This is a genomic window from Nitratireductor sp. CH_MIT9313-5 (assembly GCF_037029545.1).
Taxonomy (GTDB): domain Bacteria; phylum Pseudomonadota; class Alphaproteobacteria; order Rhizobiales; family Rhizobiaceae; genus Chelativorans.
On sequence record NZ_JAYMER010000001.1, the window covers coordinates 17,796 to 42,612 of the forward strand.

At 59.4% G+C, this 24,817-nt stretch carries 22 protein-coding genes; 14 read left to right on the forward strand and 8 right to left on the reverse strand.

The window, feature by feature from the left end; all coding sequences use genetic code 11:
- Positions 1–8 precede the first annotated feature (8 nt).
- From WA367_RS00095 to WA367_RS00120, 6 genes are all read right to left on the reverse strand, one after another.
- Positions 9–641, reverse strand: a complete 633-nt coding sequence (locus WA367_RS00095; protein WP_106573513.1) for a DsbA family protein — start codon at positions 639–641, stop codon at positions 9–11.
- A gap of 65 nt (positions 642–706) precedes the next feature.
- Positions 707–1,372, reverse strand: coding sequence for a L,D-transpeptidase (locus tag WA367_RS00100; RefSeq protein WP_442935507.1), 666 nt, complete (start codon positions 1,370–1,372; stop codon positions 707–709).
- A gap of 503 nt (positions 1,373–1,875) precedes the next feature.
- Positions 1,876–2,862, reverse strand: a complete 987-nt coding sequence (locus WA367_RS00105) for a L,D-transpeptidase family protein (protein ID WP_106573534.1) — start codon at positions 2,860–2,862, stop codon at positions 1,876–1,878.
- Between the two features lie 546 nt (positions 2,863–3,408).
- A protein-coding gene (locus WA367_RS00110; protein WP_336054881.1) for an IS3 family transposase occupies positions 3,409–4,520 on the reverse strand; the annotation gives its coding sequence in 2 pieces (ribosomal slippage) (positions 3,409–4,268 and positions 4,268–4,520; 1,113 coding nt in all).
- A gap of 163 nt (positions 4,521–4,683) precedes the next feature.
- Positions 4,684–5,340, reverse strand: a complete 657-nt coding sequence (locus tag WA367_RS00115; RefSeq protein WP_106573516.1) for a transglutaminase-like cysteine peptidase — start codon at positions 5,338–5,340, stop codon at positions 4,684–4,686.
- Between the two features lie 147 nt (positions 5,341–5,487).
- The gene (locus WA367_RS00120) at positions 5,488–6,000 is read right to left on the reverse strand and encodes a copper chaperone PCu(A)C (RefSeq protein ID WP_245414227.1); all 513 of its coding nucleotides are present in this window, start codon (positions 5,998–6,000) and stop codon (positions 5,488–5,490) included.
- Positions 6,001–6,147: 147 nt separating this feature from the next.
- Between WA367_RS00120 and WA367_RS00125 the strand changes: the two genes are divergently transcribed.
- Positions 6,148–6,561, forward strand: coding sequence for a MerR family transcriptional regulator (locus tag WA367_RS00125; RefSeq protein ID WP_106573518.1), 414 nt, complete (start codon positions 6,148–6,150; stop codon positions 6,559–6,561).
- Positions 6,562–6,710: 149 nt separating this feature from the next.
- Entirely contained in the window at positions 6,711–8,057 is a 1,347-nt protein-coding gene (locus tag WA367_RS00130; RefSeq protein WP_106573519.1) for an Nramp family divalent metal transporter, read from the forward strand.
- An 11-nt stretch (positions 8,058–8,068) separates the two neighbouring features.
- On the opposite strand, the gene WA367_RS00135 is transcribed toward WA367_RS00130, so the two are convergent.
- Both WA367_RS00135 and WA367_RS00140 read right to left on the reverse strand, forming a co-directional pair.
- Positions 8,069–8,566 carry a hypothetical protein gene (locus WA367_RS00135; protein WP_106573520.1) on the reverse strand — a complete coding sequence of 166 codons (498 nt, stop codon included), beginning with the start codon at positions 8,564–8,566 and terminating at the stop codon, positions 8,069–8,071.
- Between the two features lie 70 nt (positions 8,567–8,636).
- Positions 8,637–9,617 carry an endonuclease/exonuclease/phosphatase family protein gene (locus WA367_RS00140; protein WP_106573521.1) on the reverse strand — a complete coding sequence of 327 codons (981 nt, stop codon included), beginning with the start codon at positions 9,615–9,617 and terminating at the stop codon, positions 8,637–8,639.
- Between the two features lie 217 nt (positions 9,618–9,834).
- Here WA367_RS00140 and WA367_RS00145 point away from each other — a divergent pair, with 217 nt between their 5' ends.
- The 12 genes from WA367_RS00145 (at position 9,835) to WA367_RS00200 (ending at position 24,091) form a co-directional block, all read left to right on the forward strand.
- Positions 9,835–10,563, forward strand: a complete 729-nt coding sequence (locus tag WA367_RS00145; protein ID WP_199190557.1) for a response regulator — start codon at positions 9,835–9,837, stop codon at positions 10,561–10,563.
- Positions 10,560–11,996 (forward strand): ATP-binding protein, encoded by a 1,437-nt coding sequence (locus WA367_RS00150; RefSeq protein WP_106573522.1) that lies wholly within the window; start codon positions 10,560–10,562, stop codon positions 11,994–11,996. The genes WA367_RS00145 and WA367_RS00150 overlap by 4 nt, the downstream gene beginning before the upstream one ends.
- Positions 11,997–12,344: 348 nt before the next feature.
- Positions 12,345–13,892: an FtsH protease activity modulator HflK gene (gene hflK, locus WA367_RS00155; RefSeq protein ID WP_106573523.1), complete on the forward strand. Its 1,548-nt coding sequence runs from the start codon at positions 12,345–12,347 to the stop codon at positions 13,890–13,892.
- Positions 13,893–13,915: 23 nt separating this feature from the next.
- On the forward strand, positions 13,916–14,878 hold the full coding sequence (gene hflC, locus WA367_RS00160) for a protease modulator HflC (RefSeq protein WP_106573524.1): 963 nt from the start codon (positions 13,916–13,918) through the stop codon (positions 14,876–14,878).
- Complete coding sequence (gene hflK, locus WA367_RS00165; protein ID WP_336054882.1) at positions 14,878–16,002, forward strand: FtsH protease activity modulator HflK; 1,125 nt, start codon at positions 14,878–14,880, stop codon at positions 16,000–16,002. The genes hflC and hflK (WA367_RS00165) overlap by 1 nt, the downstream gene beginning before the upstream one ends.
- A gap of 2 nt (positions 16,003–16,004) precedes the next feature.
- Positions 16,005–18,182, forward strand: a complete 2,178-nt coding sequence (locus WA367_RS00170; RefSeq protein ID WP_336054883.1) for a peptidylprolyl isomerase — start codon at positions 16,005–16,007, stop codon at positions 18,180–18,182.
- An 81-nt stretch (positions 18,183–18,263) separates the two neighbouring features.
- Positions 18,264–20,942, forward strand: a complete 2,679-nt coding sequence (locus WA367_RS00175) for a heavy metal translocating P-type ATPase (RefSeq protein WP_106573527.1) — start codon at positions 18,264–18,266, stop codon at positions 20,940–20,942.
- A 128-nt stretch (positions 20,943–21,070) separates the two neighbouring features.
- Entirely contained in the window at positions 21,071–21,538 is a 468-nt protein-coding gene (locus tag WA367_RS00180) for a copper chaperone PCu(A)C (RefSeq protein WP_106573536.1), read from the forward strand.
- A complete protein-coding gene (locus WA367_RS00185) occupies positions 21,535–22,155 on the forward strand; it encodes an SCO family protein (RefSeq protein WP_106573528.1) in 621 nt (206 codons plus the stop codon). The genes WA367_RS00180 and WA367_RS00185 overlap by 4 nt, the downstream gene beginning before the upstream one ends.
- A gap of 3 nt (positions 22,156–22,158) precedes the next feature.
- Positions 22,159–22,608 carry a disulfide bond formation protein B gene (locus WA367_RS00190; protein ID WP_106573529.1) on the forward strand — a complete coding sequence of 150 codons (450 nt, stop codon included), beginning with the start codon at positions 22,159–22,161 and terminating at the stop codon, positions 22,606–22,608.
- Positions 22,605–23,261, forward strand: coding sequence for a DsbA family protein (locus WA367_RS00195; protein WP_106573530.1), 657 nt, complete (start codon positions 22,605–22,607; stop codon positions 23,259–23,261). Before WA367_RS00190 ends, WA367_RS00195 begins: the two co-directional genes overlap by 4 nt.
- Positions 23,262–23,356: 95 nt before the next feature.
- Positions 23,357–24,091 carry a heparan-alpha-glucosaminide N-acetyltransferase gene (locus tag WA367_RS00200; RefSeq protein WP_106573531.1) on the forward strand — a complete coding sequence of 245 codons (735 nt, stop codon included), beginning with the start codon at positions 23,357–23,359 and terminating at the stop codon, positions 24,089–24,091.
- Positions 24,092–24,817 lie beyond the last annotated feature (726 nt).

A 24,817-nucleotide genomic window follows, 5' to 3' on the forward strand; every position in this document is an offset into this window, starting at 1 on the left:
GAACCTCCCTATTGCCTGGCGGCGGCTACCAGCGGATCGATGATCTCGCTGAAGCGCTCGATGCTGAGCGCGCCCTTTTGCATTTGGCCGTTGATGAAGAAGGTGGGCGTGGAATCGACGCCGAAGGATCGGCCCCCCTCGGCAACGGCTGTGACTTTCTCGAGCAGAGCCTGGTCTTGAAGGCATTTCTCGAAGTCGGCGGTGCCCATCCCGGTCATGCCCATGACGGATTTGAGCGCGGCCGTGCCGTCTGACACCCGCGCCCAATTGTCCTGGGTCCGATAGAGCAGGTCGATGGTGGGGTACCATTTGTCGTCGCTGACGCACCGCGCAAGCATGAAGCCGGCCGAGGACCGGGGATCAAAGGGAAACTCCCGCATGATGAAGCGGACCTGACCCGTATCGACATACTTTTTCTTGAGCTCGGGCCACACGTTCACATGAAAAGTGCGGCAATGGGGGCAGGTCAGCGACGCGTATTCGATGATGGTGACAGGCGCGTCCTCGGGCCCGAAACTCTTCTCCGGCAGCGGTCCCGGCGCCAGCAGGGCCTCCGGCGTAGGCTGGGCCGAAAGCAGGGCTGGATATGTGGCAGACATACCGACGGCAGCCATGCCGAAAATCAAACTGCGACGTTTCATCTTGGGTCCTTTCGCGAGGACAGGGTTGTGCAAGCTCTAGCCCCTTGAGAGGCAAGGGGGCTTTTTCATACAAATGCGCGGGTACCACCCCGCACAATGATGGGGGTCGGCGTCGCGACGCGGTCGTACAAGTCGATGATGTCCTGGTTCATCAACCGGACGCAGCCGCTGGAAACGGCCTTGCCGATGGTCCAGTATTCGGGCGTGCCGTGAAGACGATAAAGCGTGTCTTCACCGTTCTGGAAAATGTAAAGGGCTCTGGCACCGAGAGGGTTGTCGAGTCCGGGTGGCTGGCCTCCATTGTCCGCGCTCCACTTTTCAAGCTCGGGCTGCCGGGCAATCATTTCCGCCGGCGGCGTCCATTTTGGCCACCTCTGCTTCCATTGGATGACACCCTCGCCGGACCAGGTGAATCCCTGCCGACCGAGCCCCACCCCATACCGCATTGCCTTGCCGCCTGGCCGGACGAGGTACAGAAAGTACGATCTCGTATCGACAACGACTGTGCCGGGTCGTTCACCCGTGGGATCGTCGACAAGCTGCCTGTAGAAGCGCTTGTCGACCTTGGTAAGGTCGACCGCCGGTATCGGGAAATCTTCCTCCGGCATCGCCCGGTACATCGAGACATAGGATGGGTCGGTGGCGGGCTTTTCCGGTGCCGGTACCGCAGTCGGGTCCCCCGTAGTCGAGCAGGCGGGCAAGGCCAGTCCGCCTGCGGCCGCCGCAGCCAAACTTAGAAATTGTCGCCGGGATGGTGTCGTTCGAACGTCTTTTGAGGTCACTGTTCCGCTCGCAATAGGTCATCGAAAATCCAGCGCTTGCTGGGCAAGCGAAGCCGAAAGGCAAGAAACACGCATCACGCTGTCGGGTCTGGCGCATGTCCAGCTCGGCGCAACGCTCGCGCGCTCTCGGTTCGAGACGTTATCGGGGCGGTGGGGAATCTAAGGAGATGAGGCCGGGAGGGATCGCTCGCGTGCGCCTCTCGGGAAGCGATTGAGGTACTCCACCGACGGCAGGTACATGCCACTCCGCAAGCCAGCTGCACCCGTCATGGCACTTCGCTGCCGCGTCGGGCGAAACAGGTGCGGCGGCGTCATCGTCGCCCTCCACTGCATCCCCCGCGACTAGCGACACGATCGTGACGGACTGCTCGCCGGCCGTAGCCGTCGGCAGCGCAGCATGAAGGCTGACGAAACATAGCATCAGGAGAGCGAGCAGTGTCCGTCCCATCGCGTCACTCATCTGGCGAGTGAGGGTCGGCCAGTGCAGCGTCGGGACGGCTGATCGGCACTGATGTCAGCGAGGTCCGCTTGGCGAGAGCGGACTGACCGCCGCGTTCCAGCAACTTGCGGAAGCTCGGATGCATGCCTCCGTCGGCATAGGCATGTGCCGAAAGCACGCTGCCGGTCGAAAGAAGATCGTCCATAGCGACGCGATCGGATTGCTGCCGTCCGGCGACCAACGGATCAGCAGCGTTCAGTGCTGGCGGACATGACGCCAAAGGATCCCGTGGCTCTCCACCTTCGAACTCCCTGTCGAAGACGTAGCGTCCTTCGCAATAGGAAACCTTCGGTTGCCGGCGTGTGACCTCGAAAATGTCGTAGCCCAGCTTCAGGTCCGACCAGAATGCAAAGTTCGGGTCGTTCCGGTTCTTCGCCATGTTCTGAGGCGTCATCCGGAACGGAAACGCCTGGACCTGGAACGACCCTTGGCCGCCCTTCAGGGCCTCGCGCGAGACGGCATAGATCTCGGCAACGCCTTCGTCCGTTAGTGCGAAACAGCCGGACGACGAGCAGGCGCCATGGACCATAAGCGCCTCTCCCGTGTAGCCGAGAGCCGCTTCCAGCCTGTTCGGATAGCCGAGGTTGAACGACAGGTAGTATTGAGAGTTGGCGTTCAGCATCCCGGCGGACACATGGTAGAAGCCCTCGGGAGCCTGACGATCGCCATTCTGCCTCTTGGGGCCGAGCTTTCCGGACCAGCGGCACATCGGGTAGGTCTTGAGCAGGGCGAACTTGCCGCTGCGATCGCGCTTCCAGACCTCCAGCTCGCTTTCCTGCTTGAAGATCCGGACGAGGACAGGTGCCGAGGGAGACATGGATTTGCGCGACATATCCGCCACGAGGGCGGCGGGAATCGGCTGAGTTGCCTTCCCGTCAACGTCGAGAACAGTGGAAACACATGCGCTCAAAAAGAGCGCAAGCGCTGCAATTCCCCCCATCCTGACGGCCGTAAGTATCATCTAGAACCATATGTGTCGGCGCCCACCCCTTCCGGCGGCTTGTCCGAAAGTTCGCGTATCATAGTTAAGATGACGTTTCCGCCCACAAATTCGCGAGCGTCAAAAAACCGCAGCAAATAGACTATGCCGCTGTGCCGAAGATCAACTAGGTAAGAGCAGGACCAAGTGCCCCAGGAGAGAGACCCAGCCACGCCATGCCGGAAGGATCTGAACACCTCACCCTAGACGAGTCCAAGACACTTGCACGGCGCAGGCGACGCATGAATTGGGTGATCTGCGGGCTCCTGGTGGCCTTCGTCGTTGCCGTATACTGGATAAGTTTCAGCCACGTTCGGACTGAGACGAACGAAACTCAGTCATCCTCCGAACTGGATAACGGTCCAATCACCCACGCTTGAGTGGCCGATCGCCCTTGTCGGTGAGAAAGTGGACCGACCTAAGTCCAGTTCGGTCCATCTCTCGATGATTTTGCGCTTGGCCTGCTTTGCGTTGGTCGCACTGACCTGCTCCCCTTGATGTACCCATTCATAGGCTAGCCCTGTTCACGTTGTGGTCCATTCTCGACCGGGTTGCAAACTCGTTCGGGGTGAGCCCGTCGAGGCTCGTGTGGGGTCGGTTCAGATTGTAGTCGATCCTCCATCTCTCGATGACCTCACGGGCATGGCGGTAGCTGCGGAACAGATGCTCGTTGAGGCATTCGTCCCTGAGCCGACCGTTGAAGCTTTCCACGAAGCCGTTCTGCATCGGCTTGCCAGGCGCGATGTAGTGCCATTCGACACTCCTGTCCTGCTGCCATTTGAGCATGGCATTCGAGGTCAGTTCCGTGCCGTTGTCGGAGACGATCATGCAGGGAAAGCCGCGCCGTTCGGCGATCCGGTCGAGTTCGCGGGCAACCCGCTCGCCCGAGATCGAGTTGTCGACGACGGTCGCCAGGCATTCCCGGCTGAAGTCGTCGATCACGCACAGGATGCGGAAGCGGCGGCCGTCGACCAACGTGTCCGACACGAAGTCGAGGCTCCATCTCTGGTTCGGATCCTGCGGGATGGCCATCGGTGCTCTTGTGCCCAGAGCCCGTTTGCGACCACCGCGTTTTCGAACCGTCAGCCGCTCTTCCTTGTAGAGGCGATACAGCTTCTTCCAGTTCACCGTCATGCCCTCCCGCCTCAAGAGCAGGTGCAGGCGGCGGTAGCCGAAGCGCCGGCGCTCCGCCGCCAGCTCGCGCAGCCGCTGGCGCAGGCCGACATCGTCCGGCCGCGATGAGCGATAGCGGTAGACGCGCGGCGCAATGCCAACCAGGGCGCAGGCCCGCCGTTGCGAGTACTTCTTCTTTTCGACTGCCCAACTCACGGCATTCCTCCTCGAGCCGGGCGTCAGAAGTTTTTTGTCAGCATCTCGCGCAGCGTCGATACATCCATCATCGACTCCGCCAGAAGCTTCTTCAGGCGCGCATTCTCCTCCTCCAGCGCCTTCAGCCGCTTGGCCTCCGACACCTCCATGCCGCCATACTTCTTGCGCCAGGTGTAGAAGGTCGCATCCGAGATGCCATGCTTGCGGCACAACTCGCTGGCCGTCATGCCGGCCTGATGCTCCTTCAAAACCCCGATGATCTGTTCTTCCGAGAACCGTGATCGCTTCATTGCCTGTCTCCTTTGTCGAGGAACAGGCTAACCCAAAATCGGGAACATCTCAGGGGAGCAGGTCAGCACCGATAGCCTACCTAGCATTGGCCACGTTGTTCGGGATGGTGTGCGTCGGGCTCGGGCACAACACCATTGAGATGCTGTACGGCGGGACCGCTGTCTATCTTTTGACACTCGCCGCCGCTGTGGAAGGCGCTTGGCTCCTGCCCGACGAGATTAGAAGGTCTTCCTCATTCACCAGGCTGACCCAGCGATTCAGGTCATCTCCTGACTGACGCTTCAGATAGTAGATTTCCGTGTCCTTCCACAGGAGGACCTTCTGCTCCAGATTGTCCAGGATGAAGTCGCCGAGGTCAGTGACCACCGTCAGAACGGCGTGTCCACCGCCCTTGGCATCACGGGCGACCGTCAACAAGAGGGCTCCCAAGGGATAGCCCCTCTCGTTCAGGCGCTTGCGTTTCTCAAGGGCGTAGTCCTCGCAGTCCCCCACCGTCGTCGGGTACTCCCATCGCTCCTCAACTCCGAAAATCTCCATATCGGTCAACGGCGCAACCGCGGCATTGACCTCAGCGTTGACCGAGACGATTTCGCGCCACCGAGGCTCGGTAAGCTTGATCATCATCCCCTCCGGTCCGCGCGCGCACTCCTTTCGGTAGCGACGACAATATTCGTAGTATCCCACCGGCATGGTTGTCGCGCCGTACGTGAGCATATTGCGCGCATTGGTCGGTTGGGTCGGATTGAAATGAAAGGCGTTGGCCGAAGCTACGACGCAGGACAACCCGAGAGCCAGGGCGCAAACAACAAAGCGTATCATTGAACCGTCTCCCCGTAGTGTTGGGAAACAGATACAATACAAGCCTCAAAACGATGGAAAATCAGTGAGTTAAATTAAGGGAGAACTATCCGAAAATTTTATGCGCCGCTTCAATGTTTGATTCACCGATGGGGACCGCATACGCGATCAGTCAACGGCGACGTCTCCCTGGCCGTGATGATGTACCGTCAACTGATCGCGAGATTGGACGACATTGGCGGTAACTTCCAGTTCCTGGCCACCTTCGAAGACCAGCGTAAGGCGGCTGTCGGCCAACCAGTCAGTTCGGGGCAGGGGATCCTCCAGGAGCAAGCGAATGCCGCTAGGGCGCATCGTCAATTCGGCGTGACCCGGCACAGGAACAATTCCTTCCACTGGCCCGGTGCTGGTCCGGCCCGAACTCATTTCGGTTCGCAAGATGGAGATTTTGCCGAATGCATCGCTTCGGATCGCCTCCAGGCTGATCTGCTGATTGGTGCCATTCCAGATTGTGAGATAGCCTTCAGCGCTGTCGTCCTCGTTGTCTGCCACTAGAATCTCCGCGTGCTCGACCGTCAAAATCGGCGGCGGCTTGCCATGATCTTGTACGGCGTTGGATGCGTCCAGCTGCGTGGCCAAGACGAAGATTGCCAGCGCCGCTGTCAAAAGTGCTCTATTCACAAGCAATTGTTCCCTCTCCAGTGCCTGCCCCTTAGTTGAGCACAATCTGGGCAAACCTGTGTTCAATGCTGCCGGACAATGCGGCAATTGAACGCGTTTGCAGGGAGAAATCCTAAGCCATAATAACTATAGATACTGGAGGAACACATGCTGACGATTGGAGAACTGTCGCGGGCAACCGGCGTCAAAATTCCTACGATACGGTACTATGAACAGATGGGATTGATGGCTGCTGCCGAACGCTCCGGGGGCAACCAGCGGCGATATGAATCACATGATCGAGAGCGCCTGTCGTTTATCAAGCATGCTCGGGATCTGGGGTTCACAATCGAGGCCATCAGGGAGCTCCTGGAACTAAGCGCCCATCCCGACCGTCCTTGCGTGGATGCCGATGAAATCGCCGTTCGGCAGCTTCAAGCCGTTCGCAACAAGATCGCCAAGCTCCGTCTTCTCGAGAAGGAGCTTGATCGCATGACGTCCCGCAACCACGACGACCAGATCAAACACTGCTACGTCCTGCGGTCTCTCGCCAACCACGACATGTGCGTGAGCGAACACTAGCGACCTTAGCGAGAATCCAAACGTCGGCTTCTCGCACGATCCCAGAAAGATTTCTGAATTGCGGCGCGACGTCAGCCAGCGCCTCTTGCAAAAAGCGCTTTCCTAGCTTTAAATGCAAATAAGTCGCAACTGCAAGACATGAGATCAATATGACCGATCCGACGTCGGACGTCGCCAACGGCTGGAAGGGCAGGTCGAGCGCCCCTTCGATGTCCGATGTGCACCGGTCAGTGCCCGTGCAGGGCATGCACTCGTCTTGGCGCCGGGCCGCCGCCTTCATCGGCCCGGGCTATCTTGTCGCTGTCGGCTACATGGACCCGGGCAACTGGGCGACGTCGATCGCAGGCGGATCGCGCTTCGGATACACCCTGCTCGTGGTGGCCCTGATCTCAAACATCATGGCGATCATCCTCCAATCCCTTTGCGCGCGGCTCGCCATCGCGTCCGGTAGGGACTTGGCGCAGGCTTGCAAGGATGCGTATCCAAAGTCCGTGTCGCGTACCCTGTGGGTGCTGGCCGAGATCGCGATCATCGCGACCGACATCGCCGAGGTCATCGGAACGGCCATCGGCTTGAACCTGCTCTTCGGCATCCCGCTGGAAATTGGCGTCGTGATCACCGCGCTTGACGTCTTCCTCATTCTCTATCTGCAAAGACTTGGCTTCCGCTGGGTCGAAGCATTGGTGATCGCGCTGCTGGCCGTAATTGCCGTCTGCTTCGTGCTTCAGATTGCCCTGGCGGATCCGAACTGGGGCGACGTCATCCGCGGGTTCGCCCCGACCACCGAGATCGTCACCAATCCCGAAATGCTCTACCTCGCCCTTGGCATCCTCGGCGCGACGGTGATGCCGCATAACCTCTATCTCCACTCCGGGATCGTGCAGACGAGGAATTATGGCGACAGCCTGCCGGAAAAGCGCGAAGCGCTGAAGTTCGCCACGATCGACTCCACGGTCGCACTGATGTTCGCGCTCTGCGTGAATGCGTCGATCCTCATCCTTGCTGCCGCCACGTTCAACACGACCGGGAGGACGGAAATCGCCGAATTGGGCGAGGCCCACAGCTTGCTGGCACCGATGCTGGGCGCGGCCATCGCGCCGACCTTGTTCGGAATCGCGCTCCTGTGCTGTGGCATAAACTCGACGGTGACGGCGACCCTGGCGGGACAGATCGTCATGGAAGGGTTCCTCGATATCAAGCTGCCACCCTGGCTTCGCCGGCTCATCACGCGGGCGATCGCCATCATTCCGGCCGCGGCGATCACCATCTGGTACGGAGAGAGCGGCACCGCCCAGCTCCTGATCTTGACCCAGGTGATCCTCAGCCTTCAGCTGTCTTTCGCGGTGTTTCCCCTGGTGATGTTCACGGCCGACCGGAAAAAGATGGGTGAACTGGTGGCGCCCCGTGCGCTGGTCGCCATCGCCTTCTTTATCGCCTTTGCCATCGCTGCCCTGAACGTCAAGCTGCTCTTCGACTTTCTTGCGTCTGCGGCTTGATCCCGGCGTCCTCACGCCTCCGTGTTGTCCTCGAACCGGCAGAAATAGGTCACCCTATCGGCGGCGCCATTGGATGAAGGAACGTTGCGCAGAATGACCTTGACGACCGAGCTGCCCGCAGGCGCAATGATATTCCCGGCAATCGTCACCGTCGGATGGTCATCGGGGATGAGCTCGAAGGCGGTCTCGTCCCCGCGGGTCTGGCCGAAACGGACCGACCCCGTATCGTAGTCGCCCTCCGCGGCATAGGTCGTCTCCATCCTCCTTTGATCCAGGAACAGATAGTATTCCATGTCCGAACCGAACGGCACTCGGCCCCAAAGCAATGCGTCGGCCTTCTCACGGGACGGCCTGATGCGCCGCACGAGCGCATCACAGTCCGCGGAGGAAGGTACTGCTCCTTGCTCTGGGAACCACAGGAACGCGCCCGTCGGCGGTTCTGCCAAAGCCGGTAGAACGCCGGCAAGCGATGCCGCAAGCAAAACGCCGATTGTCTGCCTTAGCCGCATGCTCGCCTTCCGATCCGCGCGTCTTGATGCATCCGTTCACCGTGCCTGAAGTTGGGATCGATGGCCTGACCTATGGAAGTGTGAGCCTCGCAATGACTGGAAGGTGATTTGAGCCGAATTTTGGCCCCGTCGCCAAACTGTCCAATCCCACCGCTGGCGACAGCACGATGCGATCAATTGGTGTCCCGAGCTGCGTCCACGATCCGAACCTTATGCTGAATCGGGTCGGCAGGGGCCACCATCGGGATTCAGTCGTCCTGTAACCCGTGGAGGACAACAGGTCTTTGAAGAAGGGAGACCACGAGCCGGTGTTCCAGTCACCCGCGACGACAACGGGAGTGTCCTGGCGTTCGGACATGAGCGCCCGTGCAAGATCACGCAGATAGGCCGACCGCTCGCGCCACATGCGCGGACTTCTCGGCGTCTGCGGATGAACCGCATAGACGATGAGGGTCCGGCCTCCCACACGCAGTTCATAACGGACGGCAAACCTGCCGCCCGTGTCGGCGCTTTCGGGAGACACGGTTCTCGCGGTCAGGATCGGAAATCGGCTGAACAGCTTCATGTCCGTGTTGGCGTGTAGGTCGCGACTGCTTTCGAATGGCCAGATGCCGCTGGCTGCCAACGCGTCCTGCCATCGCGGCGTCATCTCCTGGAGCACCAGGATGTCGGCGGCCGCGATTGATGGAAGCGAGAGAAAGTCCGCCGGATCGGGGTTATCGACATAGACATTGGCGGTCACCACCGTAAGCGGCGCGCCGATCTGCGAAGAAGCAGGCGGTGGTAGGAAAAAGAACGGGAATACACCGCTCAGCAGCGCTAGTGTCCCGAAAAGTGCCGCGACGAGGTGGCGGAAGGCCAGGCCAAGAACAAACAGGCACGTCGCAGTGAGCAGAAGATGCGGGCGCAGGAAGTTAGCGAGATCAGCAATCCAGATGGTGGTCGCGAGAACCATCGATCCCAACGATGCTGCGGAAAACCCTATGCACAGGGCTGCCATCGCGACGATGCCCGCCCTATGTAGACTACTTGGTGAAAGCGTATCGAGCATTCTGCAGCCGCAAGACGGTCGGGACGCATGAACGAATAGTCCCTCCTCCTCGCTCTTGCCAGTGAGTCAAACTAACGCGGCGACCTACGTCAGAACCCTCTTGAATCTCTAGCAGCTTGAGATTGTACGCTAGGCTGGAGCGAGACTTATCGATCGGCTGAGACAGGAAGCCCGCAAACGTCGCTCACCCTGTGGTAGCGATCAGGGAGTGACCTGTGTGTCAGTGGATGTTTTGAACGGACATATCCTGGTGGTTGATGACCATCAGGACATTCGAGACCTGGTCGCCGGGCTGCTCGCCAAAGAAGGATACCGTGTCAGCGCAGCCGCGGATGGACGACAAATGCGTCGGCAGCTCATCGAAAGCAGCGTCGACCTTGTCGTTCTCGATCTCATGTTGCCAGGAGAGGACGGGCTCACCCTTTGTCGCGATCTCAGAGCCACGACCAACATTCCAGTTGTCATGCTCACCGCGAAAGGCGACGAATTTGATCGTGTCCTCGGTCTCGAGATGGGCGCTGACGACTATCTGACAAAGCCTTTCGGCGGCAGGGAACTCGTGGCCCGAATCCGCGCGGTTCTCAGAAGGACGCGATCCGTTCCCGCAGGAACGCGAAGCAAAACTGCGTGCTTGTGGCGGTTCGACCGCTGGACATTCGACACGGCGACACGCTCTCTGAAGTCGATAGATGATGCGTTGCTTTCCTTGAGCACTGCCGAATTTAACCTGCTGAAAGTATTCGTTGAGCGGCCGCAGATCGTGCTCACGCGGGATCAACTCCTCGATTTGACCCGGGGCCGTGAGTCCGAATTCATTGATCGCAGCATCGACACCCGGATCAGCAGGTTGCGGCGGAAGATCGAGGAGGATCCCCAAAACCCACAAATCCTCAAGACCGTGTGGGGCGACGGCTATGTATTTGCAGCCGACGTGTCGCGTGGATGATCGGTTTGCTCCCGAAAAGCCTGAGCGGCCGGACAGTTGTCATTCTTGTGACGGGCCTTATTGCGACGCATATCGTCACCCTGCTCGTACTGTCAGAAGATCGAGTTGAGTCGTTGACGCGCACAGAAGAGCAACACATCGCCCAGCATATTGCGTCTATTGCGAATATTGTTTCAAACGTTCCAAGCGAATGGAGGGATCGGATCGTTCGTTCCTCTGATGGCCACCTGTTCAACGTCAGAATAACGCAGGACGACACCAACAACACGCTTCAACCTATTGGCACCAGCAACAGCACGCTGGCCGACCTGTTGTTACGACAGGTTCGACCGGGCACGGGCGAACCGATATCGGTGGACATAAGCGACGCTAACCCCGGCAATACGCCGCTTGCGCCAGATAGCTGGCGCCGGTGGCTGGGTTCGCGGATCAGTCGCCTCGCCTATGGGCACGACCGCGACCAGGCTGTGCTGGTCTCGGTTCCGCTGTCAGAGGGTCAAAGGCTCAATTTCTCGACATCGATGCCGCTGGCTTCGGCGCCTGGATGGGAGCGACAGCTGGCGGTTACCGGGACGTTCTTGGTCATCGTATTGGCGCTTTCCCTGTGGGCCATCAGGAAGATGTCGAGCCCTTTGGCACTGTTTGCGCACGCCGCCACCACTTTCGCTCGGAATGTCTATGCGCCGTCCTTGCCCGAGACAGGTCCGAGTGAAGTCCGGGAAGCCGCCCGGGCGTTCAACAACATGCAGAAGCGGGTCCTTCAGACGATCGAAGGGCGTGCCCAAATGCTCGCGGCCATCTCACACGATTTGCGTACGCCGCTGACGACAATTCGTCTTCGGGCGGAGAGTTTGGGCGATTCCGAGGTCCGGCAGCGGATCCTCGCGGCGATCGAGGAGATGGACGCGATGCTTGCTTCCACGCTAGCTTTTGCCAGGGAGGGCACCGCGCAGGAGGAGCCGCAGGCAACGGATATCGGATCGCTGTTGGAGGCGATCTGCAGCGATTTTTCGGACATCGGGCACGACGTCAGCTTTGTGCCTTGCGGCACAATAGTCGCTGCATGCCGCCCACTGGCTTTGAAGCGAGCATTGTCCAATCTCATCGACAACGCGGTCAAATATGGGGAGCGCGCTCATGTGGTTGCCAAGATCAGGGAAGGGATGATCGACATCAGCATCACCGATCAAGGTCCCGGAGTCCCGAATGAAGAGTTGGAGCGCATATTCCAACCGTTCTACCGCATTGAAAGCTCAAGGAACCGCAACACCGGTGGCGCCGGCCTTGGACTGGCCATCGCCCAGATGGCTCTGGATATGCACGGCGGATCTATCCAACTGGAAAACCGCGGCGAAGCTGGCGGTCTTTGCGTACGGGTCCTGATGCCAGTAGGGACAAACGTCGCCAATCGCGGGGCCGCCCCAAGGCATTGATCTCGCCAGCCACGCAAGTAGCCGGCGTCAATGCGCCGGTGACCGACGGACCGGAATGATCGCTTCCACGTCAGCTGAGGGCGACGCTTCAGAAAAGTGTTGCAGAATGTGTCAGAAGTCCTGTGCTGACGAATTCCGCCATGTCCGGGCGAGGTTGCGACGAACTCCTGTAAATTCTGTCGTGTATGTGCAGCGTAGCACCGTGGCTCTCCGTTCGGTTGTGAACAGAGGGAGATGTCGTCAGCCGCTCGCCGCCGCTGTTGACCCAGCCCCCTTTGTCTCGCCGTTTCCCCCGAAGGAGCGTCGCGGCCGCCGAAGCTGTTTCCATTTCGCGAGAGTCGACAGCCGATGGATCGTAAAGAGCGCACCGTATTCGTTACGATCCTCATCAACGGACTTCTGATCCTTTTCAAGTTCTGGTTGTCAGCAGCTTCCGGAAGCCTGGCGCTCCGGTCCAGCGCCATTCATTCCCTCGCGGATCTTGCGATCGGCGTATTCGTTCTGATTGGTCTGTTCCTGAGCCGTACGAAGCTGGCGGCAGCCGCGCAAAACGGGGCTCGCGCCGTGGAAAATTGGGTGGCGCTCCTTGTTTCGGCAGCGATCTTCTATGTCGGGCTGGACATTGTCGGGGAGGTCCTTGCAGGCGAGCCTCCCGATTTGAGGAACCTTGGGCCTATCACCCTGGCCTCTCTCGTTACCGTCGTGGTCGCCTACGTCATTGCCCGCTACAAGCTCTATGTGGGCCGCCAGACAGATTCCCCGGCATTGATTGCCAGCGGCTACCACTCTCAAGTCGACATATATGCGTCGATTGTCGTTGTCGCCGGCTTGGGAGGCGCCGCTCTCGGCCTGGAGAACCTGGACACGGCTGCAGCGGCCATCGTCGTCGTCATGATTTTTCTCTCTGGATTCGAGATCGCCGCTGCTGCGATCACTGCGCTGCGCCATCGTGAGCAGCTGCAAGTGGAAGCCGAGGACGCACACGGTCACCTCCATAGCCGCGGCTGGTTTCGCATTTATGCTCCTATCGCATCGCTCGCCTTGATAGCTCTCTATTTCTTGACCGGCATCTACACGGTCCAGCCCGGGGAAGTGGCGGTGGTGAGGCGCTTCGGAAAGGTGATCGAAGAGGCCGGGCCTGGAATGCACTATCGCTGGCCAAGCCCGATGGAGACCGTCGACGTGGTTGCGCTCGATCTGGTGAGACGAATCGAGACCGGCCCTCTCCAGATGCTGACGGGCGACGAGAACCTCATCTCTGTCCGGGCGAGCGTTCACTTCTCAGTTGGCGACGCTTCGGCATTCGTTCTCAATGTATCCGCGCCGGACGACCTCGTCCTCCAGGCCGGCGTGGGAGCCCTGCGCCAGAGCGTTGGTGAGGACGCGGTTGACGCTGTCCTCACGGTCGACAAGACCGCCATACAGGACAAAGCCGCGAAGGCTGCCCAGGCGTCGCTCGACCGGAGTGCTGCGGGGATCCGGATCGTCGGCGTGCAATTGCTCGAGAGTGCGCCGCCTCCCGAAGTGGCTGATGCATTTCGCGACGTCGCGAGCGCGCGGGAAGATCGCAACACCTTCGTCAACGAGGCGCTCGCCTACCGCAACGAGGTTCTTCCGACCGCACGCGGCGATGCCGACACCGCGCGGCAGGCCGCGCGAGCCTATGCCGCTGAAAAGCTCGCCACATCCGCTGGAGATGCCGCGAACTTCGAATCGCGGCGACAAGCCTACGCGGCGGCGCCGGAGATCACCCGCCAGCGCCTTTACCTCGAGGCCGTGGAGAAATCGCTAGCCGGCGCCAAGAAATTCGTGATGGACCCGACGATCATTCCGCAATCGACGGATCTTTGGATAACGCAACCGGGCAAGGCTCAACTGCTGCCCCCAATGCAATAGGGACGGGCGAGGACCACTACGACATGAAACCAGTTCGAATTGCCGCTCTTGGCGTCTTGGGCCTTGGCTTCCTGGGAGCAACATTGACCCTCTATCAGGTCGACACCACCGAGTACGCGATCGTGACGCAGTTTGGACGGCCCGTCCGCGTGCTCAGTGACCCTGGTCTCTATATCAAAGCGCCCGACCCCATTCAAAGCGTTCTAAAAATCAGCAAGCAAATTCAAGTCTACAACCTACCGAAAACGGAATTCCTAAGTAGCGACAAGAAGAACATTATGGTGGAGGCCTATGCCACCTGGCAAGTAACGGACGCGCTGGCGTTTCTGAAGAACGTCAACAGCCTGCGCGGCGCCAGCACACAGCTCAACGATATTATTAAAGCTGAGCTCGGAGCGGCATTGGGCCAGGTCGAGCTCGGAAATCTCGTCACAGTCGATACCTCACAGGCGAGCCTTCCAGACACCTTGAACGCCGTTAAGGAGCGGGCTGCAGCCCGCACGGGTGCTTATGGCTTCACGGTCACAGATATCCAGCTCAAGGAGCTCACGTTCCCGGAGGCCAACCTCACAAGCGTTTTCCAGCGCATGCGCTCGGAGCGCGAGGCGATCGCACGCCAGTTTCGCTCGGAAGGCGCGGAAGAAGCAGCCAGCATACGAGCGGAAGCCGATACCGAGAAGGCGAAGATTCTCGCCACCGCGAGCCGCGAATCCGCCGAGATCCGTGGGACAGCCGATGCGGAAGCGATTGCGATCTATGCGGGCTCCTTCGGCAGGGACAAGGATTTTTACCGCTTCTCCAGAACGCTAGAAGCCTACGACAAGTTCATTGATGAAGGCACGACGTTGATTTTGCCCGCCGATTCCGAACTGCTTCAGTATCTGGATCCACGAAACGCTCTGAAACTTCCTCCATCGTCGACCGCGACTGCCGGATCGCCGGCCGGATCGCCCAAGGTGACCGCGGATTCGGAGCGCGACAGATGATGGACGAGGATGTGGCAGAATCACCAAAGTCCCCGTCGACGGCGGACGATGGCAGCGGAAAAATTGCCCGCGACGTCGCGATCAAATCGAAGCTCCTTGTTCGCGCCATTGCGGAGGGTGGGCGGTTCGCATTTGCAGACTTCAAGGTCGCTCTCGGCCACCTAAGGCCCGGCCCTCTGCTTGCGGGTGCGGTGATGCTGATCGCTATCGGCTATGCTTTGACCGGCGTCTATTCGGTCGCGCCTGGAGAAGCCGCGGTTGTGCGCCGCTTTGGTGCGATTGTCCAACCCAGTGTTGAACCGGGACTCCACTATCGGCTACCGTGGCCAGTCGACCGCGTGGATATCGTCGATGTTACCAGTGTCCGACGTGAGCAAGTAGGCATAAGCGCTCCCGAGGAAGAGCACATACATCCTGAACCTCCGGCGAAACTTCAGGCGCTCTCCGGCGATACCAATGTTGTCGATGTAGAAGTGATCGTGCAGTATCAGGTGCGCGAGCCAGCCAACTACATACTCAACGTCGAATACGCTCCATATCGCATCGTCCGAGACGCCCTCCGGGCATCGGTCACCAGGCTGGTAACACGTCTGCCGGTTGATGCATTGCTAACCAGCGGACGGCAGTCCTTGCAACAAGCGATCCGCGAGGAGACGCAATCGCGTCTGGATCAGTATCGGACCGGCCTCGTTATCGTCGGCGTTGATCTGCAGAAAGCGTTCCCTCCTGCCAACGTCGCGGATGCCTTCACAGCCGTCAATACCGCGCGCGAGGAAAAGGCCCGTCTGATCAATGAGGCACGAGGATATGCGAACAGCCTCGTCCCGGAAGCCAGGGGTCAGGCACAGCAGCTGAAGGCGCAGGCTGCCGCTTATCGATCCGCCGTTCTGGCGCGCGCAAGCGGAACGGCACGCGCGTTCGATCTTCTTTGGGACGAGTATCGAAAGAACGCGGAAGCTTACGGCGAAGATGTGACCCGATATCGGATGTATCTTGAGACCATCGAGAAAATCATGCCTCGCGTGCAGGTTTATGCTCTGGATACCGCGAAAGGCGGCAGCTTCAACCTGAGACTTTATGGCGCTCAGAATGGCGCACCAACAAACGGTGAGGCAGAGCGCTAGCCATGGCCGATGGTTGGCGTCAGATCTGGTCCGATTTTCGCGATAGCCTCAGAGGAAAGCCATCGAATCCGGACAGCGATCGCACGGTCGAACCTCCAGAATCGGCTGACAGTCACGCTACCATCGCACCCGGTCCACAAATTGCGACTGCCTCGCCAGAACCTCCTGCGTCCGATCCGGCCGCAGCGGATTCCATGCCCGATGACTCGGAGCAGCTCACCCGCCAGCCCACGGAAAGCCCACCGTCGGAGGCAGAATCGACGGCAGACTCAGATCAGGCTCAGCCGGCGCCAGCACGGCGACCGACACTGGGTCAGTATGTGGCGAGCATTTTCGCGATCACGACCATTCCCGCCGCGCTCGTCTTCTTCACGTCGGACTATTTCGCCGACATGGCGCTCCCATCTCCTCCGGCCCCCAACGTCGTCGCGACATTCGAGGGGGGACAGATAACCCTTGAAGACATCGAATCTCACCTGAATGTGCTCTCCTCGTCCACCAGCAGCCCTGGTCCCATGTCGCAAGAAGCGCTTCTTGAGACGGTTGAAGATCTCGTATCCGATCAACTAATTCTCCGATGGGCGGCAAATCGAAAGCCGGAAGCCGACGAGAGCTTCCAACATGCGATCAAACACATAAATGAAAATCTCAATCTCGAATCCTTCGCGGACCAGCTTCATACCGAGCGCATCTCAATCTCCGAGAGCAGCATGCGTGAATACTACGATAAGAACAAAGCACGCTATGAAGGACGTAGCTTTACCGAAGTGCGCGATGAGATACGGCGGACCCTGGTTGCCGAGCAGGAACCCGCTTTTGTCGAAGATTATTTGGAGAAGCTGCGAACGAGCGGATCGATCACTCGCAGTTTCGATCTCCTGGATGTACCTGCTCCGAGCCAGGAGGAGCTTGAGACCTACTACCGACAGAACATCGACCAATTCAAATTGCCACGCCGCGCCATCGTTGATGAACTGGAGTTTAGTGCATCACAATTCGGCCCGAAGGCCCAACAAGAGGCGGCCAGCGCCTTACTGAGCATCCAGGGCGGTGCAACATTCCAGGCGACAGCAGAGCGATTCTCGAAGGCACGTTTTTCATCCCGGGCGGAGGTGCCCGAAGGCAGCAAGAACCCCGATTGGGACAAAAACGTCTTTGCACTGGTTCCCGGGGAACTGGCGAGCGTGTTTCAGGCAGGCGGATCGTATTACGTCGTCCACCTTCAGGAGGTCATGCCCGCGGGCGCAAAGAGCTTAGCCGAAGTCCGCCCGACGATCATGACAACCGTACGCACGCAAAAGGAACAGCGATGGTTCGCGGATAACGGCGAAAAGACGCTCTTCACGATCAAGGGACAGCGCTACAGCCTTCGCGATTTCTACAAGGAATACGAGGAAGCGTCACTTCGCGACCAGTTCGAAGGAGCAGAGGGTCTCAAACGTTTGGCAGACGCGCTGATTGATCGCATGCTCCTGGTATCGGACACCTATGACAGGTTGCTCGACGTCGCAAACAAACCCCTTGCCGACGAAACGCGACTTCGTCTGCTGCGGCAAATGATGGAGCAGGAAGAGGTGGACGACCGGATCGACGTCACCGACGAGCAAATTCAAGCATTCTACTCCGACAATCGCGATCGCCTTGTGAGTCCTCCGAAGTCGAGAATCCGTTATGTCCGTATCGGTCTTGGATCGAGCGAGGCGGACGCGAGTCGTGCACGCGAACGTTCAGACGAAGCCTTTCGGAAGCTGACCGGAGCTGTCCCGGGGGCGGACTTTGCCTCGGTGGCGCAAGAGTATTCCGAGGATGTCGAAACAGCTTCAAAGGGTGGCGAGTTCCCTGATTGGATCGGCGAAAGCGGGGATCCACTAGGCGAACTGATGAGCCACCCATTCCATGAAGCGATTCAAGACATGGAGCCGGGAAAAGTTGGCAAACCTTTCGAGTTGGGAGGCAGCATCTACATCGTGGAAGTGACGGAACGAACCTCGCCGCAGCAGTTAACTCTTGACGAGGCAAAACCCTTTATCGAAGAGTACCTGACCAACCAACAGCATCGCTCTATGGCCGAGGAATTGCAGAGGCGGCAACTCCAAGAAGCCAAGGTGCAATTGTATCCGCAGGTTCTGGAAAAATATCTCACGCGCTCGGCCTCTCGCGACCAACCGCCATCGCAGTAGCGAAGAATCTCTCAAAGCCCCTTGACCCTCTAGCTGCTATAGGTCCTATGACGTAGTCCCTGCGAGACAGGAGACATTGAGATGACCGCTGCAGCACGCCGCACCCGCTTTCGGGTTGAAGGCATGGATTGCGCAAGTTGCGCCGCCAAGATCGACAAAGCGGTCCGACGAATACCGGATGTCAGAGATGTGAACGTGTCGGTTGTTGCTGGCACCATGAGCGTTGAACACGGAGACAAGCTCGATCTCGACACACTGGCCCAAAAGGTCAACCGGCTAGGCTATAAGGCCACACGCCTTGGTGCGGTGAAAAAGTCGAAGGCTGCGGAGCCCGCCCACGGTCAAGACCGGAGGTCCGACCATTCGGACCACGACCACGATCACGATCATTCTGACCATGACCATGCCGGGCATGTTCACGGGCCGGATTGCAAGCACGACCATGCTGATCGCTATCACGCGGGGGACAGTCATTCAGGCGAAGATCGCGCTGCGAGTGGTTCCATCGAGGAGACTACGTCGGCAGGCGCTCATCAGACCCGCTTTCGCGTCGCCGGCATGGATTGCGCGAGCTGTGCGGCAAAGATCGACACGGCAGTGCGCCGCATGCCGGATGTCACCGATGTGAAGGTTTCAGTTGTTGCTGGCACCATGACCGTCACGCACGGGAGCAAGGCTGACCTCGACGGACTTGCCCGCAAGGTCACCAGCCTTGGCTACAAAGCCGCGCCGATAGGCCCTGCCGGACAAAAGCCGGCCACCGTCCCCGCAAACCATGTCCATCGGCCGGACGGTAGGCATGACCAAGCACTGACAGGAAGCGGGATCGCTACCGAGGCGCCTGATGCCCTGGAAGGCATGCACGGCCACGATCACGGGCCGCAGGACGGACCCTGGTGGAAAACCTCTAAAGCGCAATTGACGATCATCTGCGGCATCGCGCTGGCCGTCGCCTTTGGGCTTTCGCAGGTTCTTCCGCAGACCCAGCCGTGGGGCTTCATCATTGCCATGGCCGTCGGGCTCATACCAATTGCGCGACGCGCCTTGCTCGGTGCTGCAAACGGGAGCCCGTTCACAATCGAGACGTTGATGACGGTCGCGGCAGTCGGAGCCGTCATCATCAATGCGGCCGAAGAGGCCGCCGTCGTCGTCTTCCTGTTTCTTGTCGGTGAGCTACTTGAAGGGATAGCGACAGGCCGGGCTCGCGCCTCAATACGGGCGCTCGCAACACTGATGCCGAAGACTGCGCTCCTTGAGCGCGACGGCACCACGCAGACCGTTCCCGCTGAAAGCCTGACGGTAGATGCTGTGGTGCTCGTTCGGCCCGGCGACCGTGTGCCGGCCGACGGCGTCGTGCTCTCCGGTGAAAGCGCGGTCGACGAGGCGCCGGTGACCGGCGAGTCCGTGCCGAAGCGCAAGGAACCCGATGACAAGGTCTTCGCGGGCACTGTGAACCAGGAAGGCGTGCTCCGGGTGCGCGTAACGGCAGCAGCGGCCGACAACACCATTTCCCGCATCATCGCATTGGTCGAGGAGGCCCAGGAGTCCAAGGCGCCGACCGAACGCTTTATTGATCGCTTCTCGAAATATTATACCCCGGGCGTCATGGTGGTGGCTGCACTGATCGCGATCTTGCCGCCGCTGCTGGCCGGCGCGGAATGGAACACCTGGATCTATCGTGGCCTCGCAGTTCTGCTGATCGGATGCCCCTGCGCGCTGGTCATCTCCACGCCTGCGGCGATCGCCGCGGCGCTATCCGCCGGCGCACGCCGTGGTCTCCTGATGAAGGGCGGAGCGGTGCTGGAGAATCTGGGCAAAGTCAACTACGTCGCGCTCGACAAAACGGGGACGCTTACCGAAGGCAAGCCGAAGGTCACCGACATCATCGGTGTGGCACGCGACGAGCGTGAGGTATTGCGGCTCGCAGCGGCCCTCGAGGCCGGATCGAGCCATCCGCTGGCTGTGGCCATCCTGGCAAGGGCGGAGGCTGACAAGGTTCGTGTCGTCGCCGCTACCGATGCCGGCGCTGTTGGCGGCAAGGGTGTGGTGGGGACAGTGGATGCGGTGAAGCTCTTTCTGGCTTCACCGCGCGCTGCGGCCGAAAAGGTCACATTGGACCAAGGGCTGCTATCGCAAATCGCCGCCCTGAACGACGAAGGCAAGACTGTCTCGGTGCTGCTTGCCGGAACGGAGGTGGCGGGCCTCCTCGCAATACGCGACGAGCCGCGAGAGGACGCCAAGACCGGTATAGCCGCACTACGCGCTCTTGGAGCCGAAACCGTCATGCTGACGGGCGACAATGAGCGGACAGCGAAAGCCATAGCCTCGTCGCTCGGCATGGAAACACGCGCTGAACTGATGCCGCAGGACAAACAGAAGATCGTCGGCGAGATGCGCGCGAAGGGCAAGTTCGTGGCCAAGGTCGGTGACGGGATCAACGATGCCCCGGCGCTCGCAGCTGCTGACATCGGCATTGCCATGGGCAGCGGCACGGACGTTGCTCTGGAAACAGCCGATGCGGCCGTCTTGCATGGCCGTGTCAAGGACGTCGCCAATATGGTGGTGTTGTCTCGCCTCACCATGCGTAACATCCTCCAGAATATCACCCTCTCGCTTGGCCTGAAGGCCGTGTTCCTCGTAACCACGGTTCTTGGCGTGACCGGGCTGTGGCCCGCCATTCTTGCCGATACCGGCGCGACGGTATTGGTCACCGCCAATGCCATGCGCCTGCTCGCCTGGAAAGGGCTTCGTGAAACATGATGGCAGGCCTATGCGGCGAAGTGCGTAGTGGTCCCTGTGACACGAAAGGGCGACAAAGCTGCGACAGAAAAATAGTTGGAGGAAACCCATTGTCTTCCGGGTTCAAGCTGACAGTAAAGCCCATTTGCATGTTGGCCGCGATGCTGCTTTCTACGTCAGCTTTTGCGCACCAATTCTCGCAAGGTGATATCAAGATTGGCCATCCGTGGTCACGGGTCACGCCGTCCGCTGCCCCGGTCGCCGGAGCCTATCTGACGGTGACAAATTCAGGTTCACAGCCCGACAGACTGACCGGCGGTTCGACACCGATAGCTGATCGGATCGAAGTCCATCAGATGACCATGGATGACGGCATAGCCCGGATGCGTCCACTTCCCGATGGAATCGAGATCGCTGCAGGAGCCTCGGTCGAGCTGGCGCCAGGCGGCATCCACCTTATGCTCATCAAACCCAACCAGCAGCTGATCGAAGGGAGCAGCTTCAAGGCGACATTGGAGTTCGCCCGGGCCGGAACCGTAGAGATCGAGTTTGTCGTGCAGAGAAACCCCACGGTGGAAACGGGCAGCGGCAATGAGCACGGCGGTCATACGCCGTGAGCGGACTGCGGGCCTTCCGGCTCACGGTGTGGGCCGCCATCGTGGTGCTCGGCATGTTCGTGATCGTGTCGACGCAACTATCCGGTGGCAGTCCCACCGGCGAGACTTCAACTGGCACCGCGAAAGTTGGTGGGCCTTTCTCCTTGGTGTCGCATACCGGCGAACGCGTCGACAATCAGTCGCTGGTCGGTCGACCCTATCTAGTCTTCTTCGGATTTACCTACTGTCCCGACATTTGTCCGACGACGCTGTTCGAGCTAACGGACCTTATGACGGAACTGGGACCTGTAGCCGACGGTTTCGAGGTTCTATTCATCACGGTCGATCCGGAGCGCGATACCCAAGAAGCCTTGGCAAGTTACATGACATCGTTCGACAGCCGGATCCTGGCGCTTCGCGGTACGGCTGCCGAGACAGATGCCGCGCTCAAGGCTTTTTCCGCCTACGCGAAAAAGGTCCCTTTGGAGGCCGGCGAGTACACGATGGACCACACTGCCGGCGTGTTCCTCATGAAATCGGATGGCAGCTTTGGCGGTATGATGGATATGCACGAGCCACGCGAGACGCGGTTGGAAAAGCTTCGTCGCATAGCAAGAGATCAAGTCACGGGTTCTTGATGAATGTTGAACAAATTGTCCAACGACGTGGTGGAGGAGCGCAATGGCTTATGGCTATTGTTCGCTTGGATGATCGCGGTAGCAGCAACGCTCACTGCCTTGTTCATTGGAGAGATCGTTGGGCAGACACCATGCAATCTCTGCTGGTTCCAGAGGATATTTATGTTTCCTCTCGCAATTATCTTGGGAATCGCGGCATTTCGGTCTGATTCCAGCATCAAATTCTATGCATTGCCGCTCGTTGGATTGGGCGCGGCGATCGCCTTGCTTCACACATTGATCTACTTCGGGCTTTTAGAAGAAGCGATAGTCCCGTGCACGCGCGCCGGGCCATCTTGCGCTGGAGAAGCTATGACCATTCTGGGCAGCGTGCCCTTGCCGCTCGCCTCGCTGATTGCCTTTGCGGCAATCGGCGGGCTCCTTTTCCTGTGCCGCCCCGGAGTTTATCGATGAACCGTCGACAGGTGATAGTCGTCTCCGCTGCCGTCGTCTCCACCATCCTCTTCGCGGGGTCTGTGTTCTACTATGACCGTGTTGGTGGAAGCAGTGCTGAGGCGATCTCCGACAATGCCAGCCTCGTCAGAGACTACTCGCCAGTCATCGGACCGGCCAGCGCCCCTGTCACCATCGTGGAGTTCTTCGATCCGTCCTGCGAAGCCTGCCGCGCCTTCTATCCCATCGTAAAGAATATCCTTGCACAATATCCTCAGGACGTCCGACTCGTTCTACGATACGCCGCATTCCACGACGGTTCGGACCAGGCAGTAGGAATCCTTGAAGCCGCACGAAAGCAAGATCTCTTCGAACCCGTCTTGGAAGCTCTCCTGGCCGCGCAGCCGGAATGGGCCCCGCATAGCGGGCCGGTCCTTGACAAGGCATGGCAGGCCGCCGCCGCTGCCGGGTTGGACCTCGAGCGCGCGCGGCAAGACGCCTCTTCACCGGACGTGACAGCAGTCCTCGATCAGGAATCGAAGGACATCGATACGTGGCGGGTTGAGCAGACCCCGACGTTCTTCGTCAACGGCAAGAGCATGCAAACCTTTGGGCCGCAACAGCTCGTCGATCTTGTCGAGAGCGAAGTCAAGCTCGCTCAAGGGACTCAATGAGCCGCACGCGTGGAGCGATGCCCACCCGTTAGCCAAGGCCGGAGCGCCGCGTGAGAGGATCTGCGAATCCACTGCGCAGAGAAGAGGCAAAGACATTGGCCCACGGCCAGCGCGTTGTAGCGATTGACGTCGCACGGGGACTGGCGATCGCAGGCGTCGTCCTGTTTCATATTGTGTGGGATCTGGAATTCACCGGCATGATCAGCGGTGTAGCACGACATCCCGTCTGGCTTGCTTTCGGACGAAGCCTTGCCGGAACATTCATGTTTCTCGTGGGTGTCAGTCTGGTGCTCGCACATCGCGAAACCGTTCACGTGAGATCCTTTACCCGCCGCCTTTTCACCATCATCGCTTACGCGATGGTCATCACGCTGATCACCTGGTTCGTTTTTCCGGACAGCTTCATCTTTTTCGGTATTCTCCACGCGATCGCGGCTGCCACGCTGCTTGGTATACTGTTCTTGCGCGCTAGCGCCTTAGTCTGTTTGGGCGCGGCGACAATAGTGCTGATGCTGCCATTCGTTGTGGATGCACCGGCATTCAACACGCGGTGGCTGGCTTGGATCGGATTTGCAGAACACCCTCCACCCAGCAACGATTTCGTCCCCATTTTTCCGTGGGTCGGCGTCACGCTTCTGGGCATGGCAAGCGCAAAGCTGTTCGCATCTCGACGTGATCGGAGTTCTCTGGGCGACCACACGCAGCAAGGATGGCTTACGAGGATTTTGGTCTGGATGGGAAATCGCAGCTTGCTGATCTATCTCATACATCAACCGATACTGCTTGCGATTATCATTCCACTCTCGTGGGCACTCACCACGCAAAGCTGATTGGGCCATCCGTTCGAGACATGCAGGCAAACTCTTCGGGGCACGGCGTCGCCGGATCGCCGCGGCGATCCCAACGAAGGTCTGGTGTGCCAACGCGACCGATGATGGTCGAGGTGCCATCGGGGAATCTGGTGATCCCCGGACATAAATTGAATGACGATTTGAGTGCAGGACTGGTTTGGGAAAATCGAAATCGGCGACCGCTGGGCGCGATGGACCGGATCGATCGGAGATAGTGATCTGCACCACCACTTCTGCGCTCAAGCGATTTTCACGGCGCACTCGATAACCGTGTTCGATGCGAACAACCGGCCAGTGTCGGGACAATGCATCCTCGTCGAACCGCTCACCCCCCATCGCATCGAAAAAAGGCGGAGACGCCGACATGGTTTTCCTTGAACCGCCCTCGGTCCCTGCAGCCATGGAAGGTCCGTTGCGGGAAAGACTCGCGCAGCAGAAGGCGATTATTGTACTGGACGCGGGGCGGAGGACTAATTTTTGGACACAATGGATGCAAAAGGGTGACGTCGCACCGGCAGTCATCGACTCTCGCGTAGCCTCGGCGGTCGCCGAAATCAATGCACGACTCTGTGAAGGCGTTGCTCGCCTGCCGGATTTCGCCGCATTCGCCGGACTGTCTCCGTGTTGATTTCCGCCGAGAACTGACCCGGGATTGAGGGATTTTTCCATCGAGAAGTGACCCATGTTTGAACCCACCCCTGCTTG